Source organism: Streptomyces sp. NBC_01426 (assembly GCF_036231985.1).
Lineage (GTDB): Bacteria > Actinomycetota > Actinomycetes > Streptomycetales > Streptomycetaceae > Streptomyces.
Genome location: NZ_CP109500.1, coordinates 4,204,901 through 4,218,999 on the forward strand (window position 1 = coordinate 4,204,901; position 14,099 = coordinate 4,218,999).

Annotated in this window: 12 protein-coding genes and 1 tRNA gene; 5 read left to right on the forward strand and 8 right to left on the reverse strand. The window is 71.6% G+C overall.

What is annotated here, in order from left to right; translation table 11 throughout:
- Window positions 1-21 precede the first annotated feature (21 nt).
- The gene (locus OG906_RS18670; protein ID WP_267802647.1) at window positions 22-1,842 is read right to left on the reverse strand and encodes a S9 family peptidase; all 1,821 of its coding nucleotides are present in this window, start codon (window positions 1,840-1,842) and stop codon (window positions 22-24) included.
- Between the two features lie 92 nt (window positions 1,843-1,934).
- Between OG906_RS18670 and OG906_RS18675 the strand changes: the two genes are divergently transcribed.
- Together OG906_RS18675 and codA are read left to right on the forward strand one after the other, a co-directional pair.
- Window positions 1,935-2,135: a hypothetical protein gene (locus OG906_RS18675; protein WP_053676933.1), complete on the forward strand. Its 201-nt coding sequence runs from the start codon at window positions 1,935-1,937 to the stop codon at window positions 2,133-2,135.
- A 250-nt stretch (window positions 2,136-2,385) separates the two neighbouring features.
- Entirely contained in the window at window positions 2,386-3,702 is a 1,317-nt protein-coding gene (gene codA, locus OG906_RS18680; protein ID WP_329444263.1) for a cytosine deaminase, read from the forward strand.
- Window positions 3,703-3,768: 66 nt separating this feature from the next.
- On the opposite strand, the gene OG906_RS18685 is transcribed toward codA, so the two are convergent.
- Window positions 3,769-4,416 (reverse strand): TetR/AcrR family transcriptional regulator, encoded by a 648-nt coding sequence (locus tag OG906_RS18685; RefSeq protein ID WP_329444265.1) that lies wholly within the window; start codon window positions 4,414-4,416, stop codon window positions 3,769-3,771.
- Between the two features lie 117 nt (window positions 4,417-4,533).
- Between OG906_RS18685 and OG906_RS18690 the strand changes: the two genes are divergently transcribed.
- Window positions 4,534-5,115, forward strand: a complete 582-nt coding sequence (locus OG906_RS18690) for a DUF5956 family protein (protein WP_329444268.1) — start codon at window positions 4,534-4,536, stop codon at window positions 5,113-5,115.
- Window positions 5,116-5,145: 30 nt separating this feature from the next.
- On the opposite strand, the gene OG906_RS18695 is transcribed toward OG906_RS18690, so the two are convergent.
- The 3 genes from OG906_RS18695 to OG906_RS18705 all read right to left on the reverse strand — a co-directional run bounded on the left by OG906_RS18695 (window position 5,146) and on the right by OG906_RS18705 (window position 7,584).
- Window positions 5,146-6,255: a sulfite oxidase gene (locus OG906_RS18695; protein ID WP_329444270.1), complete on the reverse strand. Its 1,110-nt coding sequence runs from the start codon at window positions 6,253-6,255 to the stop codon at window positions 5,146-5,148.
- Between the two features lie 131 nt (window positions 6,256-6,386).
- Window positions 6,387-6,460: transfer RNA gene (locus OG906_RS18700), tRNA-Pro, on the reverse strand.
- 185 nt (window positions 6,461-6,645) lie between these two features.
- A complete protein-coding gene (locus OG906_RS18705) occupies window positions 6,646-7,584 on the reverse strand; it encodes a metallophosphoesterase (RefSeq protein ID WP_329444272.1) in 939 nt (312 codons plus the stop codon).
- Between the two features lie 80 nt (window positions 7,585-7,664).
- On the opposite strand from OG906_RS18705, the gene OG906_RS18710 reads away from it, so the two are divergent.
- The gene (locus tag OG906_RS18710) at window positions 7,665-8,126 is read left to right on the forward strand and encodes a GatB/YqeY domain-containing protein (RefSeq protein ID WP_053676913.1); all 462 of its coding nucleotides are present in this window, start codon (window positions 7,665-7,667) and stop codon (window positions 8,124-8,126) included.
- A 122-nt stretch (window positions 8,127-8,248) separates the two neighbouring features.
- Here the strand turns inward: OG906_RS18710 and OG906_RS18715 are convergent, their stop codons facing one another.
- Window positions 8,249-10,555, reverse strand: a complete 2,307-nt coding sequence (locus OG906_RS18715) for a transglycosylase domain-containing protein (RefSeq protein WP_329444275.1) — start codon at window positions 10,553-10,555, stop codon at window positions 8,249-8,251.
- A 386-nt stretch (window positions 10,556-10,941) separates the two neighbouring features.
- Here OG906_RS18715 and OG906_RS18720 point away from each other — a divergent pair, with 386 nt between their 5' ends.
- Window positions 10,942-11,292, forward strand: a complete 351-nt coding sequence (locus tag OG906_RS18720) for a WhiB family transcriptional regulator (RefSeq protein ID WP_053676911.1) — start codon at window positions 10,942-10,944, stop codon at window positions 11,290-11,292.
- A 55-nt stretch (window positions 11,293-11,347) separates the two neighbouring features.
- Here OG906_RS18720 and OG906_RS18725 read toward each other — a convergent pair whose 3' ends face one another.
- Window positions 11,348-12,847: an ArsA family ATPase gene (locus OG906_RS18725; RefSeq protein WP_443067398.1), complete on the reverse strand. Its 1,500-nt coding sequence runs from the start codon at window positions 12,845-12,847 to the stop codon at window positions 11,348-11,350.
- The gene (locus tag OG906_RS18730) at window positions 12,844-13,830 is read right to left on the reverse strand and encodes an ArsA-related P-loop ATPase (protein ID WP_267798042.1); all 987 of its coding nucleotides are present in this window, start codon (window positions 13,828-13,830) and stop codon (window positions 12,844-12,846) included. Before OG906_RS18730 ends, OG906_RS18725 begins: the two co-directional genes overlap by 4 nt.
- Between the last annotated feature and the right edge of the window lie 269 nt (window positions 13,831-14,099).

The window sequence follows — 14,099 nt, forward strand, 5'->3', positions numbered from 1 at the left end:
CACCGGTCATCGGCTGCCGGGTCAGGCCGGAAGGTGCTTCAGCGCGAACTCCAGGTCCATCCGCACCTGCTTGATCCGCTCCTCCACGACCAGCGAACCGTGCCCGGCGTCGTACCGGTACACCTCGTGCACCGCCCCGCGCGCCGCGAGGCGGTCCACGTAGTTCTCGATCTGCCGGATCGGGCAGCGCGGGTCGTTGAGACCCGCCGCGATGTGCACGGGCGCCTTCACCGAGTCCACGTACGTCAGCGGGGAGGACGCCTCGAAACGGTCCGGGACCTCCTCCGGAGTGCCGCCGAAGAGGGTGCGGTCCAGGGACTTCAGCGCCTCCATCTCGTCGTGGTACGCCGTCACGTAGTCCGCGACCGGCACCGCCGCCAGCCCCACCGCCCAGGCGTCCGGCTGGGTCCCCAGGCCCAGCAGCGTCAGGTACCCGCCCCACGAGCCGCCGGACAGCACCAGCCGCGCCGGATCCGCCAGACCGGACGCGACGGCCCACTCCCGGACGGCCGCGATGTCCTCCAGCTCGATCAGACCGACCCGGTGCTTGAGGGCGTCGGTCCACTCGCGCCCGTAGCCCGTCGAACCCCGGTAGTTGACCCGGACCACCGCGAAGCCGTGGTCGAGCCAGGCCGCCGGGGTCGCCAGGAACGAGTCGGTGTCGTGGTGGGTCGGGCCGCCGTGGATCTCGAAGATCGTCGGGAAGGGGCCGTCCCCGCGGCCCGTCGGCCGCTGCGCGAGCGCGTGGATCCGACCGCCCGGACCCTCCACCCACACGTCCTCCACCGGCACCGAGCCCGGCGGCCGGAAACCGGGCGGGTCCAGCACGACACCGCCCGCCGTGGACCGCACGGCCGCCGGCTCGGCCGCCGAGGACCACTGGTACTCCACCGACCCGTCCGGGCGGGCCGTCGCACCGGACACCGAACCCGGGGGAGTCTCCACCGGGACGAGGGACCGCGAGTCCAGGTCGTAGCGCCACAGCTCGCCGCGCGCCTCGAAGTCGTGCGACACCAGCAGCGCCGAACCGTCCGGGTACCACTCGGCGCCCACGTCGCCCGGCAGCTCGATCCCCAGGTCGGTCTCGGTGCCCGTGGCCACGTCCCAGATCATCGGCTCCCAGCGGCCGCGCCGCTGGTGGGCGACGAGCAGCCGGGTGTCGCCGGCGACCGGGGCGAAGCCGAGCACGCCCAGCCCCAGCTCCACCGTGCCGCCCTTCGAGTCGTCGAGCTCCGCGACCGCGGACCCGTCGAGGGTGACGACGCGCAGCGCCGAGTGCATCGCGTCGCCGTGCTCGGTGTGCTCGATGACCAGCAGGGTCCCGTCGCGGGACAGGTCGCCCACGCCGGCGGACTCGCGGTGCCGGTAGATCACGGCCGGCGCGCCGCCGCCCGGCCGGACGACGTGGACGGTGGTGCCCTCCTCGTCGGTGGACCGGCCGACGACGGCCGTGCCGTCGCGGCCGATGGCGAGTCCGGCGGGGTACGAGGGCTCCAGACCGGGCGTGGCCGGCGTGTCGGGGCCGCCCGCGAACGGCTGGCGGACCCAGGTGCCGAACTCGTCACCGTCGGTGTCGGAGAACCACCAGATCCACTCGCCGTCGGGGGAGAGGGTGCCGTCGGTGGTGCCGTTCGGACGGTCCGTGGCCTGACGTTGGGCACCGGTGGCGCGGTCCCAGGCGTACAGCTCGTAGGTCCCGGTCGCGTTGGAGACGAACAGGGAACGGTCCGGCGCGTCCTCGGCCCACTCGGGCAGCCCGACGCGCGGGGCCCGGAAGCGTTTCTCCCAGTCGGGCATGGCGGGCGTGTCTGCGAAGGCGTCTGCGTCAGTCATGCCCCCCATGTAACCCGATCGGCGCTGTCGGATGGTCCCGGCGCCCGGAAGGCGGCAGCGTGGGCGGGGATCCCACCCGCCGTCCTCAAGGAGGAACGATCATGGCGAAGCAGCCCAAGGAGCAGTCCGACATGTCGGGCGACAGCGGCTCCTCGCGTTCGCGGATGTCGAAGAGCTCGGACCAACAGAGCAAGGGCAGGATCGAGGACATCGCCGAGGCCCAGGCCCGGGCGATGGACGAGGACGCGCGCCGTTCGCGCGGAATGAAGCCCCCGTCGTCCGGATCGCAGCGCGGCGGCTGAGTCCGCCGAACGGGTGACGGGGATGTGCAGTCGATCTCCGCGAAGACCCGGGGCATGCAACAAAAGGACCAGGCCAAGCGCGGCTGACCGACCACGTCACCGACCCGTCACGGCGCCGTCCCACCGCCCGTCACCCCGTCACCGGCCCGCGGTTTCCCACCGGGAACCGCGGGCCGTCGGCGTTCGGGCGATGACGCCGCCCCGGCCCGCCTGAGGCCCACCCGGCCGCCCCCGGTCGTACGCTGACGCCATGCGGATGATCGTCCGGGGCGCCCGGCTGTTGACCGACCACCACACCGCCGGCGGCGACGGACTCAGCGACGTGGAGGTCGCGGAGGACGGCCGGATCGCCCGCGTCGTCCCGCACGACGACCAGAAGGAGCCACCCGCCACCGGCGTCCTGATCGAGGCGCACGGCGGCCTGCTCACCGCCCCCTTCGTCGAGCCGCACATCCACCTCGACACCGCCCTCACGGCCGGCGAGCCGCGCCCGAACGCCTCCGGCACCCTCTGGGAGGGCATCGCCTGCTGGAGCGAGCGCAAACCGACCCTGACCCGCGAGGACGTCATCGCCCGCGCCACCGAGGTGCTGCGCTGGCAGGCGGCCCAGGGCGTGCTGCACGTACGCACCCACTGCGACATCACCGACCCGCGGCTCACCGCCCTCGACGCGCTGCTGGAGGTCCGGGACCGGGTACGGGACGTCATGACCCTGCAGATCGTCGCCTTCCCGCAGGAGGGCATCGTCTCCTTCCCCGACGGCGAGGCGCTGCTGCGCGAGGCGGTCCGACGCGGCGCGGACGTGGTCGGCGCGATCCCGCACTTCGAGGACACCCGCGAGGACGGGGTGGCCTCGCTCGGCATCGCCTTCGCGCTCGCCGAGGAACGGGGCCTGCGCGTCGACGCGCACTGCGACGAGATCGACGACGAACAGTCCCGCTTCGTGGAGGTCCTGGCCGCGCTCGCGCTGCGCACCGGGCTGCGCGAACGCGCGACGGCCTCCCACACGACCGCCATGGGTTCCTACGGCGGCGCGTACAGCTTCAAACTCCAACGGCTGCTGTCCCGCGCCGGGATCAACCTCGTCTCCAACCCGTTCGCGAACCTCAACCTCCAGGGCCGCTTCGACGCCTATCCCAAACGGCGCGGCCTCACCCAGGTCAAGGAGATGCTGGCGGCCGGGGTGAACGTGGCCTTCGGCCACGACGACGTGATGGACCCCTGGAACGCCCTGGGCACCGGCAATCCGCTCCAGACCGCCCTCGTCGGCGTGTACGCGGCCCAACTCACCGGGGCCGACGAGATCCCCCGCGCCTTCGAGATGGTGACCGACCGCGCCGCGCGGGTCCTCGGCCTGTCCGCGACCGAGTACGGCATCACCCCGGGCGCCCCGGCCTCCTTCGTCCTGCTGCCGGCCGAGTCGCCCACCGAGGCGATCCGCCGCCAGGTCCGACCCCGGTACGTCGTCTCGCGCGGCACCGTCCTCGCCGAGAACCCGCCCGCCCCGACCCTGCTGTCCTGGCCCGGCGAACCGGGCCCGTCGGAAGTGGACTTCAGACGACCGTGAGCCGCCGCCCGGGCACGGCGGCGGACGCGCCTGTGTCGCGCCGCGGCGCCCCGGATCCGAGCGGTCTCAGATCCCCCGCTCCAACATCGCGATCACGTCCTGGCCCGCGTCGTGGACCTGCTCCGGGGTGACCCCGCGCAGCGGACCGTCGATCACCAGCACCGCCAGCCCGTGCACCGCCGACCAGGCGAGGAACTCCGCGCCCGGGCGACGCTCGGCGGGCAGCGCGCCGACGTCCACGAGCCCGTCCAAGGCGGCGCCGAGCAGCTCGAAGGGGGTGAGCCCGCCCTCGCCGGCGGCGGTGGTGTCGGTGGCGTGGACCATGTCGGCCGGGACGTGGAACGCCGTCCGGAACCAGCCCGGTTCGGTGACGGCGAAGCGGAGGTACCCCGTCCCCACCGCCCGGAAGCGTGCCCGCGCCCCCGCCGCGGGATCCCCGGCGGACGGGAGGGCGTCGATCTCGGCCTCCATCGCCCGCGCGACGTGCGCCATCGCCGCCTGCGAGACCGCGTGCACCAGCGCCCCCCGGTCGGCGAAGTGCCGGTACGCGGCGTTGGGCGAGACCCCGGCCCGCCGAGTGACCTCGCGCAGCGAGACCGCGTCGGGCCCGCCCTCGCGGGCCAGTTCCAGAGCCGCGTCGAGCAGGGCGCTGCGGAGGTTGCCGTGGCGGTAGGTGGCGCGCTTGGGCGTCGGTTCGGTGGCCGGTGCGGGCATGGGATCGTCGATTCCAAAGATGTGGACAGCGTCTACTTGTGCCCCAGCGTACGCCCGGGACCGCCGGGACCCCACAGGGTCACGCACATCCGCCACCCCGTCGGATAGCGTGCCCGCATGTCCTGGGACGAGACCGGATCACCCCACCCGCTCGCACAGCGCCGCACCGGACGCAGCGAACAGGAACCGGACCGACTGCCCGAGATCAGGGAACTGGCGGTGCTCGGCTGGGAGCCCGCACCCGAGAACGCGACGTGGGTCTTCCTCCCCTACGTCTGGCCCCCGAGCGCCCGCACCTGGATCCCGGACCGCGGCACCCACTGGGCCGTGGAGAGCGAACTGGACGGCCGCGGCCACATCACGCGCGTGGAGTGCGCCCCGCTCCCGGACGAGGACGTGGACCTCCTCGACGCCGAATCCGTGACGGCCCTCGCCGACCTCGGCCTGCCGCCCCGCCCCCGGGGCCGGCTGTGGCTGCTGCGCCCCGTCGGCCCCTTCGACACGGTCGACGCCGTACTCGACCACCTCCACCGGCTGGCCGAGGACCGCGCGGTCGACACCCGCACCCGAGAGTTCGTCACCCTGGTCCGCACGGAACTCGACGCCTACCCGGCCCCGGACACCTCCACGGGCCCGGACACCTCTACGGCCCCGGACACCTCTACGGGCCCGGACGCCGACCCGGACCGGCGGCGCTGAATCTCCTCACACCCGCCGGGAGCCGAACGGTCACCCCAGCGGGGCGCACACCACCGCCACCCGCTGGACCGCGTTGTTGCCGAAGCCGCCCCGGTTCCAGGCCTGTTCGAGCGGCTGCCGCCGCCCCTCGGCGTCCGTGGCCCGTACGGCCAGGGTGTGTTCACCCGGCGTCGCCTCCCACGCCCCGCGCCAGGCCTGCCAGGCACAGCGTCCGCCGAACGGCGCCGCCACCTCGAAGTCGACCCAGGTCAGGCCCGCGTCGGCACTGAACTCCACCCGAACCACCGGCCCGTACCCCGACCACGCCCGGCCCGCCAGCGGCACCGACCCGGGCCGCACGACACGGGTACGGGACATGAAGTCGGGGAAGCCCGGCGGCGCCATCAGGGCGCGCGGCTCGATCAGGGTCACGGGCTCCCCGGCCTCGTCGGGCGACTGCCGCAGCCGGTAGGCCACGGACTGCTGGAACCCCGTGAACGGCGCGTCGACCAGCGTGATGTCCGTCAGCCACTTCACCTGGGCCATGCCGTACCAGCCGGGCACCACCAGCCGCAGCGGATACCCGTGCTGCGGCGGCAGCGGCCGCCCGTTCATCTCGTACGCGACCAACACGTCCGCGTCGATCGGCAGCGGCAGGCTCCGCCGGTAGTCCTGCTCCACCCCGCGCTCGAACCCGTGGTCGGCGCCCGTGAACACCGCCTCGACCGCGTCCGGCTCCACGCCCGCCTCGGCGAGCAGCCCGCCCAGCGCCACCCCCGTCCAGTCGGCGGTCCCCACCGCCTCGACCAGCCAGGGCTGGCTCACCGGCCGCGGCGACAACCGCGCCCGCCCGTTCCCGGCACACTCCATGGTCACCCGCCGCGTGACGGCCGGTCGGGCACGCAGCTCGTCCGGCCCCCACTCCACCGCCGTCCGCACCCGCCCACCGACCCGCAGCCGCCACCCGCCCGCGTCGGCCGCGGGGATGTCGTAGTGCACCAGTACGTAGTGCAGCCCGGCCGGCGTCACCTCGTAACGCAGCGCCTCCAAGGGCAGACCGTGGTTGCGGGCGGCCAGCGCCAGCTCGTCCGCCCCGATCCCCTCCCCGACCGCGGCCACCCGACCCGGCCCACCGACACCCCCCGGGGATGCCCTCTCCATCCCTTCATGCTCCCCCGAAACCACCCCACCGGCCCCCGCACGCATCCGACACGCCCCACCACCGGGCCCCGGAAACGCAGAAAGGGCCTGACCCGCGATGCGGATCAAGCCCTTGACCTGGTCTTACGAAGTCGGGGTGGCGGGATTTGAACCCACGACCTCTTCGTCCCGAACGAAGCGCGCTGCCAAGCTGCGCTACACCCCGATGCCGCCTTGCAGGCTTGCTGCCTGGCGACATCGATTACTTTAGCGGACCGTCGGCCGGAGACGAAATCCGGTTTTCGCGGGAGGCCCGGCCCCTACCGGGCCCGGGCGCCACCCCCACCGTCGCGGCCAGGGCGATCAGGGCGCGGAACGCGACGGTGACGAGGACGCCGGGTGCGGCGCGGCTCACGCCTTGGGGGTCAGCGTCAACAGGGTGGCCTCGGGCGGGCAGGCGAAGCGCACGGGCGTGAACTTGTTGGTTCCGCAGCCCGCCGAGACGTGCAGGTACGCGCGGTTCCCGCCGGTCTCGTGCGTGGACAGGCCCTTCACCCGCTTCGTGTCGAGGTCGCAGTTGGTGACCAGTGCCCCGTAGAAGGGGATGCACAGCTGCCCGCCGTGCGTGTGACCGGCCAGGATCAGCGGGTAGCCGTCGGCGGTGAAGGACTCCAGGGTCCGCAGATACGGGGCGTGCACCACGGCCATCGAGAAGTCCGCGTCCGCCTCGGGCCCGCCCGCGACCATCTCGTACCTGTCCCGCTTGATGTGCGGGTCGTCCAGCCCGGTGAAGGCCAGCTCCAGGCCGTCCAGCTTCAGCCGGCCCCGTGTGTTGGTGAGGTTCTGCCAGCCCGCCGCGTCGAAGGCGTCCCGCAGTTCCTCCCACGGGTTGTGGACGGCGCCGACGACCGGCTTGTTGCCGTTCAGCCCGTGCCGGCCCTGGAGCTTCTCGATCAGGTAGAGCCCGGGGTTGCGCAGCCGGGGCCCGTAGTAGTCGTTCGACCCGAAGACGTACACGCCGGGGAAGTCCATCAGCGGGCCGAGCGCGTCCAGTACCTCGGGGATGCCCTCCGTGTCGGAGAGGTTGTCGCCGGTGTTCACGACGAAGTCGGGGCGCAGACCCGCGAGGGACTGCAGCCAGGCGCGCTTCTTGCGCTGCCCGCCGACCATGTGGATGTCCGACACCTGTAGGACGCGCAGGGGCCGCATCCCGCGGGGCAGGACGGGGACCGTCACCCGACGCAGGCGGAACGACCTCGCCTCGAAGCCGGCGGCATAAGCCACACCCGCGGCCCCCACGGCCGCGACTGCGGCCGTGACCTTCAGTGGTACTCCGTAACGCGCACGCATGCCCCCATCGTCGCACCCTCGACGCCTCCCGAGGAAAACCGGCGGGCGCCGACGCCCCCACACCTGGCAGACTCATGTGCATGACCACGCTCAAGGCCAAGCTCCAGGAAGACCTCACCGCAGCCATCAGGGCGCGCGACGAACTCGCTTCGTCCACGCTGCGCCTGACCCTCTCCGCCATCACCAACGCGGAGGTCGCGGGCAAGGAAGCACGTGTGCTCTCCGACGACGAGGTCCTCAAGGTGATCGCCAAGGAGGCGAAGAAGCGCCGCGAGGCCGCGGAGGCGTTCGCCGCGGGCGGTCGTGCCGAGTCGGCCGCGCGGGAGACGCTGGAGGGCGAGTTCCTCGACAAGTACCTGCCCAAGCAGCTCTCCGACGACGAGCTGACCGCGATCGTGTCGCAGGCGGTCGAGGAGGCGAAGGCGGCGGGCGCCGAGGGGCCGCGGGCCATGGGCGCGGTCATGAAGATCGTGAACCCGAAGGTCGCGGGCCTGGCGGAGGGCGGCCGCGTCGCCGCCACCGTGAAGAAGCTCCTCTCCTAGTACACGGACGACCGGTACACGGACGACCGGTACACGTAAGGACGAGAAGGACAAGAGGGAGGGCCCCCAGCCGCATCCGGCCGGGGGCCCTCCCTCTTGTCTGTACGGTGCCGCGCGGGCGGTCAGCGGGGTTCGGGTCCGCCGATCAGACCGGGGGGAAAGCTGAACCCGCCGGTCCTGCCGCCGTTGTCGCCCCCGTTGGTGCCGCCCTGGTTGCCGCCGGTGGCGCCCGCGGCCGTCTGTCCGCCGGGCCGACCGTCTCCGGGCTTGTTGTCGCCGCCGGGCCGGTTCGGCTTGCCGGGTCGGTTCGGCGTGGCGGGCGGGTTCGGCTTGTTGCCGCGCGGTCCGCCCGCCGGGGAGGAGGTCTCCGGGATGGACACCGTGGAGAAGCTCAGCGACTCGCGGCCCGAGAGGGCGCCGGAGACCGCCTGCTTCCAGATCGGGCCGGGCAGGCCACCGCCGTAGACCTTGTCGTAGTACTCGCCGCCGATGGAGATGTTCTCCATCTGCACCTGCTTGGCCCCGCCCGATCCGACCCAGGTGGCGCCGGACATGTTGGGGGTGTAGCCGACGAACCAGGCGTTCCAGCGGTTCTCGGTGGTACCGGTCTTGCCCGCGCTCTGCCGGTCGGTCAGACCGGCCGCGGCACCGGTACCGCCGGTGTCGACCACGCCGAGCAGCAGCGTGTTGATGGTGTCGGCGGTCTTCTCCGACATCACGCGCTCGCACTTCGACTTCGGCACCGCGAGCGCCTTGCCGTGCGAGTCGGTGATCGACTCGATGGCGACCGAGGTGCAGTGGACGCCCCGGTTGGCGAAGGTGGCGTACGCGTTGGCCATGGTCAGCGGCGACATGCCCTCGGTACCGAGCGCGATGGCCGGGACCTCGGGAAGCTTGGTGCCGTCGGCCGGCTTCACGCCGAGCTTGCCGGTCATCTCGGTGATCGGGCAGAGCCCGGCCTCCGAGATCATCTCCACGAAGTAGGTGTTGATGGACTTGGCCATCGCCTCCTTCATGGCGTAGGGGCCGACCTCGCTCTCCGACTCGTTCTCCACCCTGGCCTTCTCGGTGTTGACCCAGGGCTTGTCGCCGCAGGTCTGCACCGGGCTCGGGTACTCCATCTCGTAGGGGGAGGCGTAGGTCTTGGTCGGCGGGACGCCGCCCTCGATGGCCGCCGCCGCCACGAACGGCTTGAACGTCGAGCCGGTCGGGAAGCCGAAGTTGGAGCCGCCCAGCCGCTTGTCGACCGAGAAGTTGATCTGGGTCTCGTTCTTGCCGAAGCCGTACGGCTTCGACTGGCCCATGCCGAGGACCCGACCGGTGCCGGGCTGGACCAGTGTCACGGCCGTCGCGACCTTGTCCTCCTGGTCGACGTGGTCCTTGATCGACTCGTTGACCGAGTCCTGCGACTGCGGGTCCAGCGTCGTACGGACCGTCAGGCCGCCCTGGTTCCAGATTTTCGCCCGCTCCGCGCGCGTCTTGCCGAAGACCGGGTCGGTCAGGAAACTGTTGCGGACGTAGTCACAGAAGAAGCCCGCGCCCTTGACGGCCGTGATGCAGCCGTTCTTGGGCCGGGTCACCTTCAGCGTGACGGGCTTCAGCTTCGCTTGGTCCGCCTCCGCCTGCGAGACGTCCTTCATGTCGGCCATCCGCTGGAGGACGATGTTGCGGCGCTTCATCGCCTCCGTCGAGTCGTTCACCGGGTCGAACCGGGTCGGCGACTGCACGACGCCGGCCAGCAGCGCGGACTGCTCCAGGGTGAGGTCCTTGGCCGGCTTGCTGAAGTACCGCTGGGCGGCCGACTCGATTCCGTAGGCCTGCTGCCCGAAGTACGTGATGTTCAGGTAGTTCTCGAGGATCTTCTTCTTGCCGAGTTCCTCTTCTACCTGGATCGCGTACTTCAGCTCGCGGATCTTGCGCCCGAGGCTCTTCTCCTGCGCCTCGCGCACCTTCGTCTCGTCGTCGCCGGCCTCCTCGACGAACACGTTCTTCACGTACTGCTGGGTAAGGGTGGAGGCGCCCTGTGCGGCGCCGCCTTCCTGTGCGTTGCGGTTGACCGCGCGCAGGATGCCCTTGAGGTCGACCGCGCCGTGTTCGTAGAAACGCGAGTCCTCGATCGCGACGATCGCCTTCTGCATGTACGGCGAGATGGCCGTCAGGGGTACCACCTGACGGTCGCGTGAATAGACGGTGGCGATCAGGCCACCCTCAGCGTCCAAAATCGTGGTGCGCTGGCTCAACGGAGGTGTCTTGAGATTGGCCGGGATCTCATCGAAACCCTCGACCGTTCCCTTGGCCGCGAGACCCAGGGCGCCGGCGCCCGGGATCGCGATTCCGGCCAGTACGACTCCGGAGAGGACAGACACACCGAGGAACTTGGCGGCCTGCTGTGGCCCCGTGAGCCCGCCGCCCGAGCGCTTCTTTCCCATGGAGGGCAGCCTACGTTCTCATTCGCCGGACACGCGCGAATGCCTTGGCCTAAGCTGTCCCCAACTGTCACAGCAGTGCGGCACGACATCAACCCTTCGGCTTGAATTTCACCCTTCCCGAATGGGGTGGACAGATGTCCGAATCCCGCCGTTCGCTCTGATGGTCCGCCGCCGATTTCACCCAGATCGCCGGAATGGTCGGGCATGTCGTGCGATCACTCCGTCGGGTGATCTGCCGCTTACCCATAGTCCGTTCGGACCATTCAAGATTGGGCCCGACGGGGGTGTTGCACTGTGCCCGCCTTCCGTAACGTCCTCAACTGGCAGCGGTGAATATGCCGCTACCGCCGTGGGGGAGCCTCGATTCGGGAGAGGACGGCGCCGGGATGGGCTGGGTTACCGACTGGAGTGCGCAGGCAGCCTGCCGCACTACCGATCCGGATGAACTGTTTGTTCAAGGAGCGGCACAGAACAGGGCCAAGGCGGTGTGCACCGGATGTCCGGTGCGGACCGAGTGCCTGGCCGACGCGCTCGACAATCGTGTCGAGTTCGGAGTATGGGGCGGAATGACCGAGCGGGAACGACGCGCACTGTTGCGCCGGCGTCCCACCGTCACCTCGTGGCGACGGCTGCTCGAAACCGCTCGGACGGAATACGAGCGCAGTACGGGCATCCTCACCATGGATGTGGACGCGGAGATCGACGTTCCGTACGAGACGTACGCGGCTGCCGGGTAGATCACCCGGGCGGTCCCGCGCACGGGCTCCCCTCGGGGAGTCGCGTACGAGACGCCTACGCTCCGGCCGGAACCCCGGCCGCGAGCCGTTCTCCGATGGCCCGCAGCCCGGCGAGGTCGTGTACATCGCCGGGCAGGGCGGCCACTTCGGCCACCGCCACCTCGGGGTGGAGTGAGGTGAAACGATCGTGCGTGCGTCGTTCGCGCGCGATCACCTGCATGCGTTCGGCGTGCAGGCGCAACAGACCCGCGGTGATCGCGTCCACGTCGGCGTCGTCATCGTCGCTACCGTCAGCGTCCTTGCCGTCGCCATCGGCGTCGGGTGTGACAGCGGCGTCCCGGTCGATGCCGTCCTGGTCGATGCCGTGTCGGTTCGGATCATGTCGGTCCGTGCCGTCCTGGTGCGTCGTGGGTCGGTCCGTGCCGTGCTCGTCGGTCGTGTGCCGATCCGTGCCGTACTCGGTCGTGCCGGCGCTGGGGGAGCCGGTTTCGGGAGCCCCCGAGTCGGGGGCGGCGGCCTCCGCGGCCGCGTCACGAAGTCCAGCTTTCCCGGACTTCTGATCGACAATGCCACCGTCTTCAAGATTCTCTGCGGCGGCCAACGCCCGCTCCGCGGACAGCCGGTCGGCTCCGCTCACGTGCACCCGGTTCAGTACCAGGCCGGCCAGCGGCATGCGGTCCGCGGCCAGCCGCTCCACGAAGTAGGCGGCCTCGCGCAGGGCGTCCGGTTCGGGTGCGGCGACCACGAGGAAGGCCGTACCGGGAGCCTGGAGCAGCCGGAAGGTGGCGTCCGCGCGGGTGCGGAAACCACCGAACATCGTGTCCATCGCGGCCACGAAGGTCTGTACGTCCTTGAGGAGCGAGGCACCCATCAGCTTGCTCAGCGTGCCCGTCATCATCGACATGCCGACATTCAGGAACTTCATCCCGGCCCGGCCGCCGACCTTCGCCGGGGCCATCAGGACCCGGATGAACCTTCCGTCCAGGAAGGACCCCAGACGCTTCGGCGCGTCCAGGAAGTCCAACGCGGACCGGCTCGGCGGGGTGTCGACGACGATCAGGTCCCAGTCGTCCTTGGCCCGCAGCTGGCCCAGCTTCTCCATCGCCATGTACTCCTGTGTGCCGGCGAAGCCGGCCGACAGGGATTGGTAGAACGGGTTCGCCAGGATGGCCTGGGCCCGCTCGCCGTCCGCGTGCGCCTCGACGATCTCGTCGAAGGTTCGCTTCATGTCCAGCATCATGGCGTGCAGTTCGCCGCCGTCCCCGTCCCCGCCCTCGTCGCCGGAGCCCACGCCCTTGACGCGGCGCGGGGTGTTGTCCAGCGAGTCGATGCCCATCGACTGGGCCAGCCTGCGCGCCGGGTCGATGGTGAGCACGACGACCTTCCGGCCGCGCTCCGCCGCCCGCACGCCCAGCGCCGCGGCCGTGGTGGTCTTGCCGACCCCGCCCGCGCCGCAGCACACGATGATCCGGGTCTTCGGATCGTCCAACAGCGCGTCGACCGCCAGTCGCGGCGGCGTGTTCATGCCCGTGCTCGCGCCCATGGCCTCGCTCATTCGTCGCCCGCCTGCTTCCGCAGCTCCGTCGCCAGCTCGTAGAGCCCGGCCAGGTCCATCCCCCCGCCGAGCAGCGGGAGTTCGTACGTCGGCACGGGCAGCCCCTCCAACACGGTGCGCTGCTCGCGCTCCAGCTCCACCCGGCTCGCGTGCTCGGCGGCCTGCGTGAGCAGCGGGTCCACCAGCCGCTCGGCCAGTCCGCCGCGCCGCGCGCCGCCCAGACCGGCCCGGGACAGCGCCTTCGCCACGTCGGCGCGGTGCTCGCCGGCCGCCGCGCGCAGGGTGTCCTCGTCCAGGTGGTGCGGCCGGACCATGTTCACGACGACCCGGCCGACCGGGAGACCCGCCGCGACCAGCTCCGCGATTCCGTCCGCGGTCTCCTGGACGGGCATCTCCTCCAGGAGGGTGACCAGGTGGACCGCCGTGTCCGGTGACTTGAGCACCTTCATGACGGCCTGCGCCTGGTTGTGGATCGGCCCGAACCGGGCCAGCCCCGCCACCTCGTCGTTGACGTTCAGGAAGCGGGTGATGCGCCCGGTCGGCGGCGCGTCCATGATCACGTGGTCGTAGACGAACCGGCCGGCCTTGTCCTTGCGCCGGACCGCCTCGCAGGCCTTGCCCGTCAGCAGGACGTCCCGCAGGCCCGGCGCGATGGTCGTCGCGAAGTCGATCGCGCCCAGCTTCTTCAGGGCGCGGCCGGCCGAACCGAGCTTGTAGAACATCTGGAGGTAGTCCAGCAGCGCGCGTTCGGCGTCGATGGCGAGCGCGTACACCTCGCCACCGCCCCTGCCGGGTGCGACCGCGATCTTCCGCTCCTCGTACGGGAGCGCCTCCGCGCCGAAGAGCTGCGCGATGCCTTGCCTGCCCTCGACCTCCACGAGAAGAGTCCGCCTGCCCTCGCGTGCGAGGGCGAGCGCGAGTGCCGCGGCGACCGTGGTCTTGCCGGTGCCGCCCTTGCCGCTGACCACCTGGAGCCTGCTCACAGCGCCCGAGCCTAATTCCTTCGGCCCGCGTGCGGGGGTGCCGGGTGGCCTCGTGGACGCGTTCGCGCCGTGAGGTCCGTTACGGTCGGGCGCCGAGCCGGGCCGGCGGGGCCCGCGGCGGGGCCGCGCGGACCGGCCCCTTCGACCGCGGTGGCGGCGGCTCGACGGGGACCAGGCGCGGGACCGGGCGCGGGACCAGGCGCGGGACCAGGCGCGGGACCCGGAGTTCCCGGTCGGCCATCGCAACGGAGCGGCGGTCCCGGGCGTCC

Excerpts from the sequence above, each read along its gene's own strand:
- OG906_RS18725 (WP_443067398.1), bottom strand. The coding sequence starts at position 12,847 with ATGAGCGAGGCCATGGGCGCGAGCACGGGCATGAACACGCCGCCGCGA.
- OG906_RS18690 (WP_329444268.1), top strand. The coding sequence starts at position 4,534 with ATGTCCTGGGACGAGACCGGATCACCCCACCCGCTCGCACAGCGCCGC.
- OG906_RS18705 (WP_329444272.1), bottom strand. The coding sequence starts at position 7,584 with ATGCGTGCGCGTTACGGAGTACCACTGAAGGTCACGGCCGCAGTCGCG.
- OG906_RS18715 (WP_329444275.1), bottom strand. The coding sequence starts at position 10,555 with ATGGGAAAGAAGCGCTCGGGCGGCGGGCTCACGGGGCCACAGCAGGCC.
- OG906_RS18685 (WP_329444265.1), bottom strand. The coding sequence starts at position 4,416 with ATGCCCGCACCGGCCACCGAACCGACGCCCAAGCGCGCCACCTACCGC.
- OG906_RS18675 (WP_053676933.1), top strand. The coding sequence starts at position 1,935 with ATGGCGAAGCAGCCCAAGGAGCAGTCCGACATGTCGGGCGACAGCGGC.
- OG906_RS18695 (WP_329444270.1), bottom strand. The coding sequence starts at position 6,255 with ATGGAGAGGGCATCCCCGGGGGGTGTCGGTGGGCCGGGTCGGGTGGCC.
- codA (WP_329444263.1), top strand. The coding sequence starts at position 2,386 with ATGCGGATGATCGTCCGGGGCGCCCGGCTGTTGACCGACCACCACACC.
- OG906_RS18670 (WP_267802647.1), bottom strand. The coding sequence starts at position 1,842 with ATGGGGGGCATGACTGACGCAGACGCCTTCGCAGACACGCCCGCCATG.
- OG906_RS18720 (WP_053676911.1), top strand. The coding sequence starts at position 10,942 with ATGGGCTGGGTTACCGACTGGAGTGCGCAGGCAGCCTGCCGCACTACC.
- OG906_RS18710 (WP_053676913.1), top strand. The coding sequence starts at position 7,665 with ATGACCACGCTCAAGGCCAAGCTCCAGGAAGACCTCACCGCAGCCATC.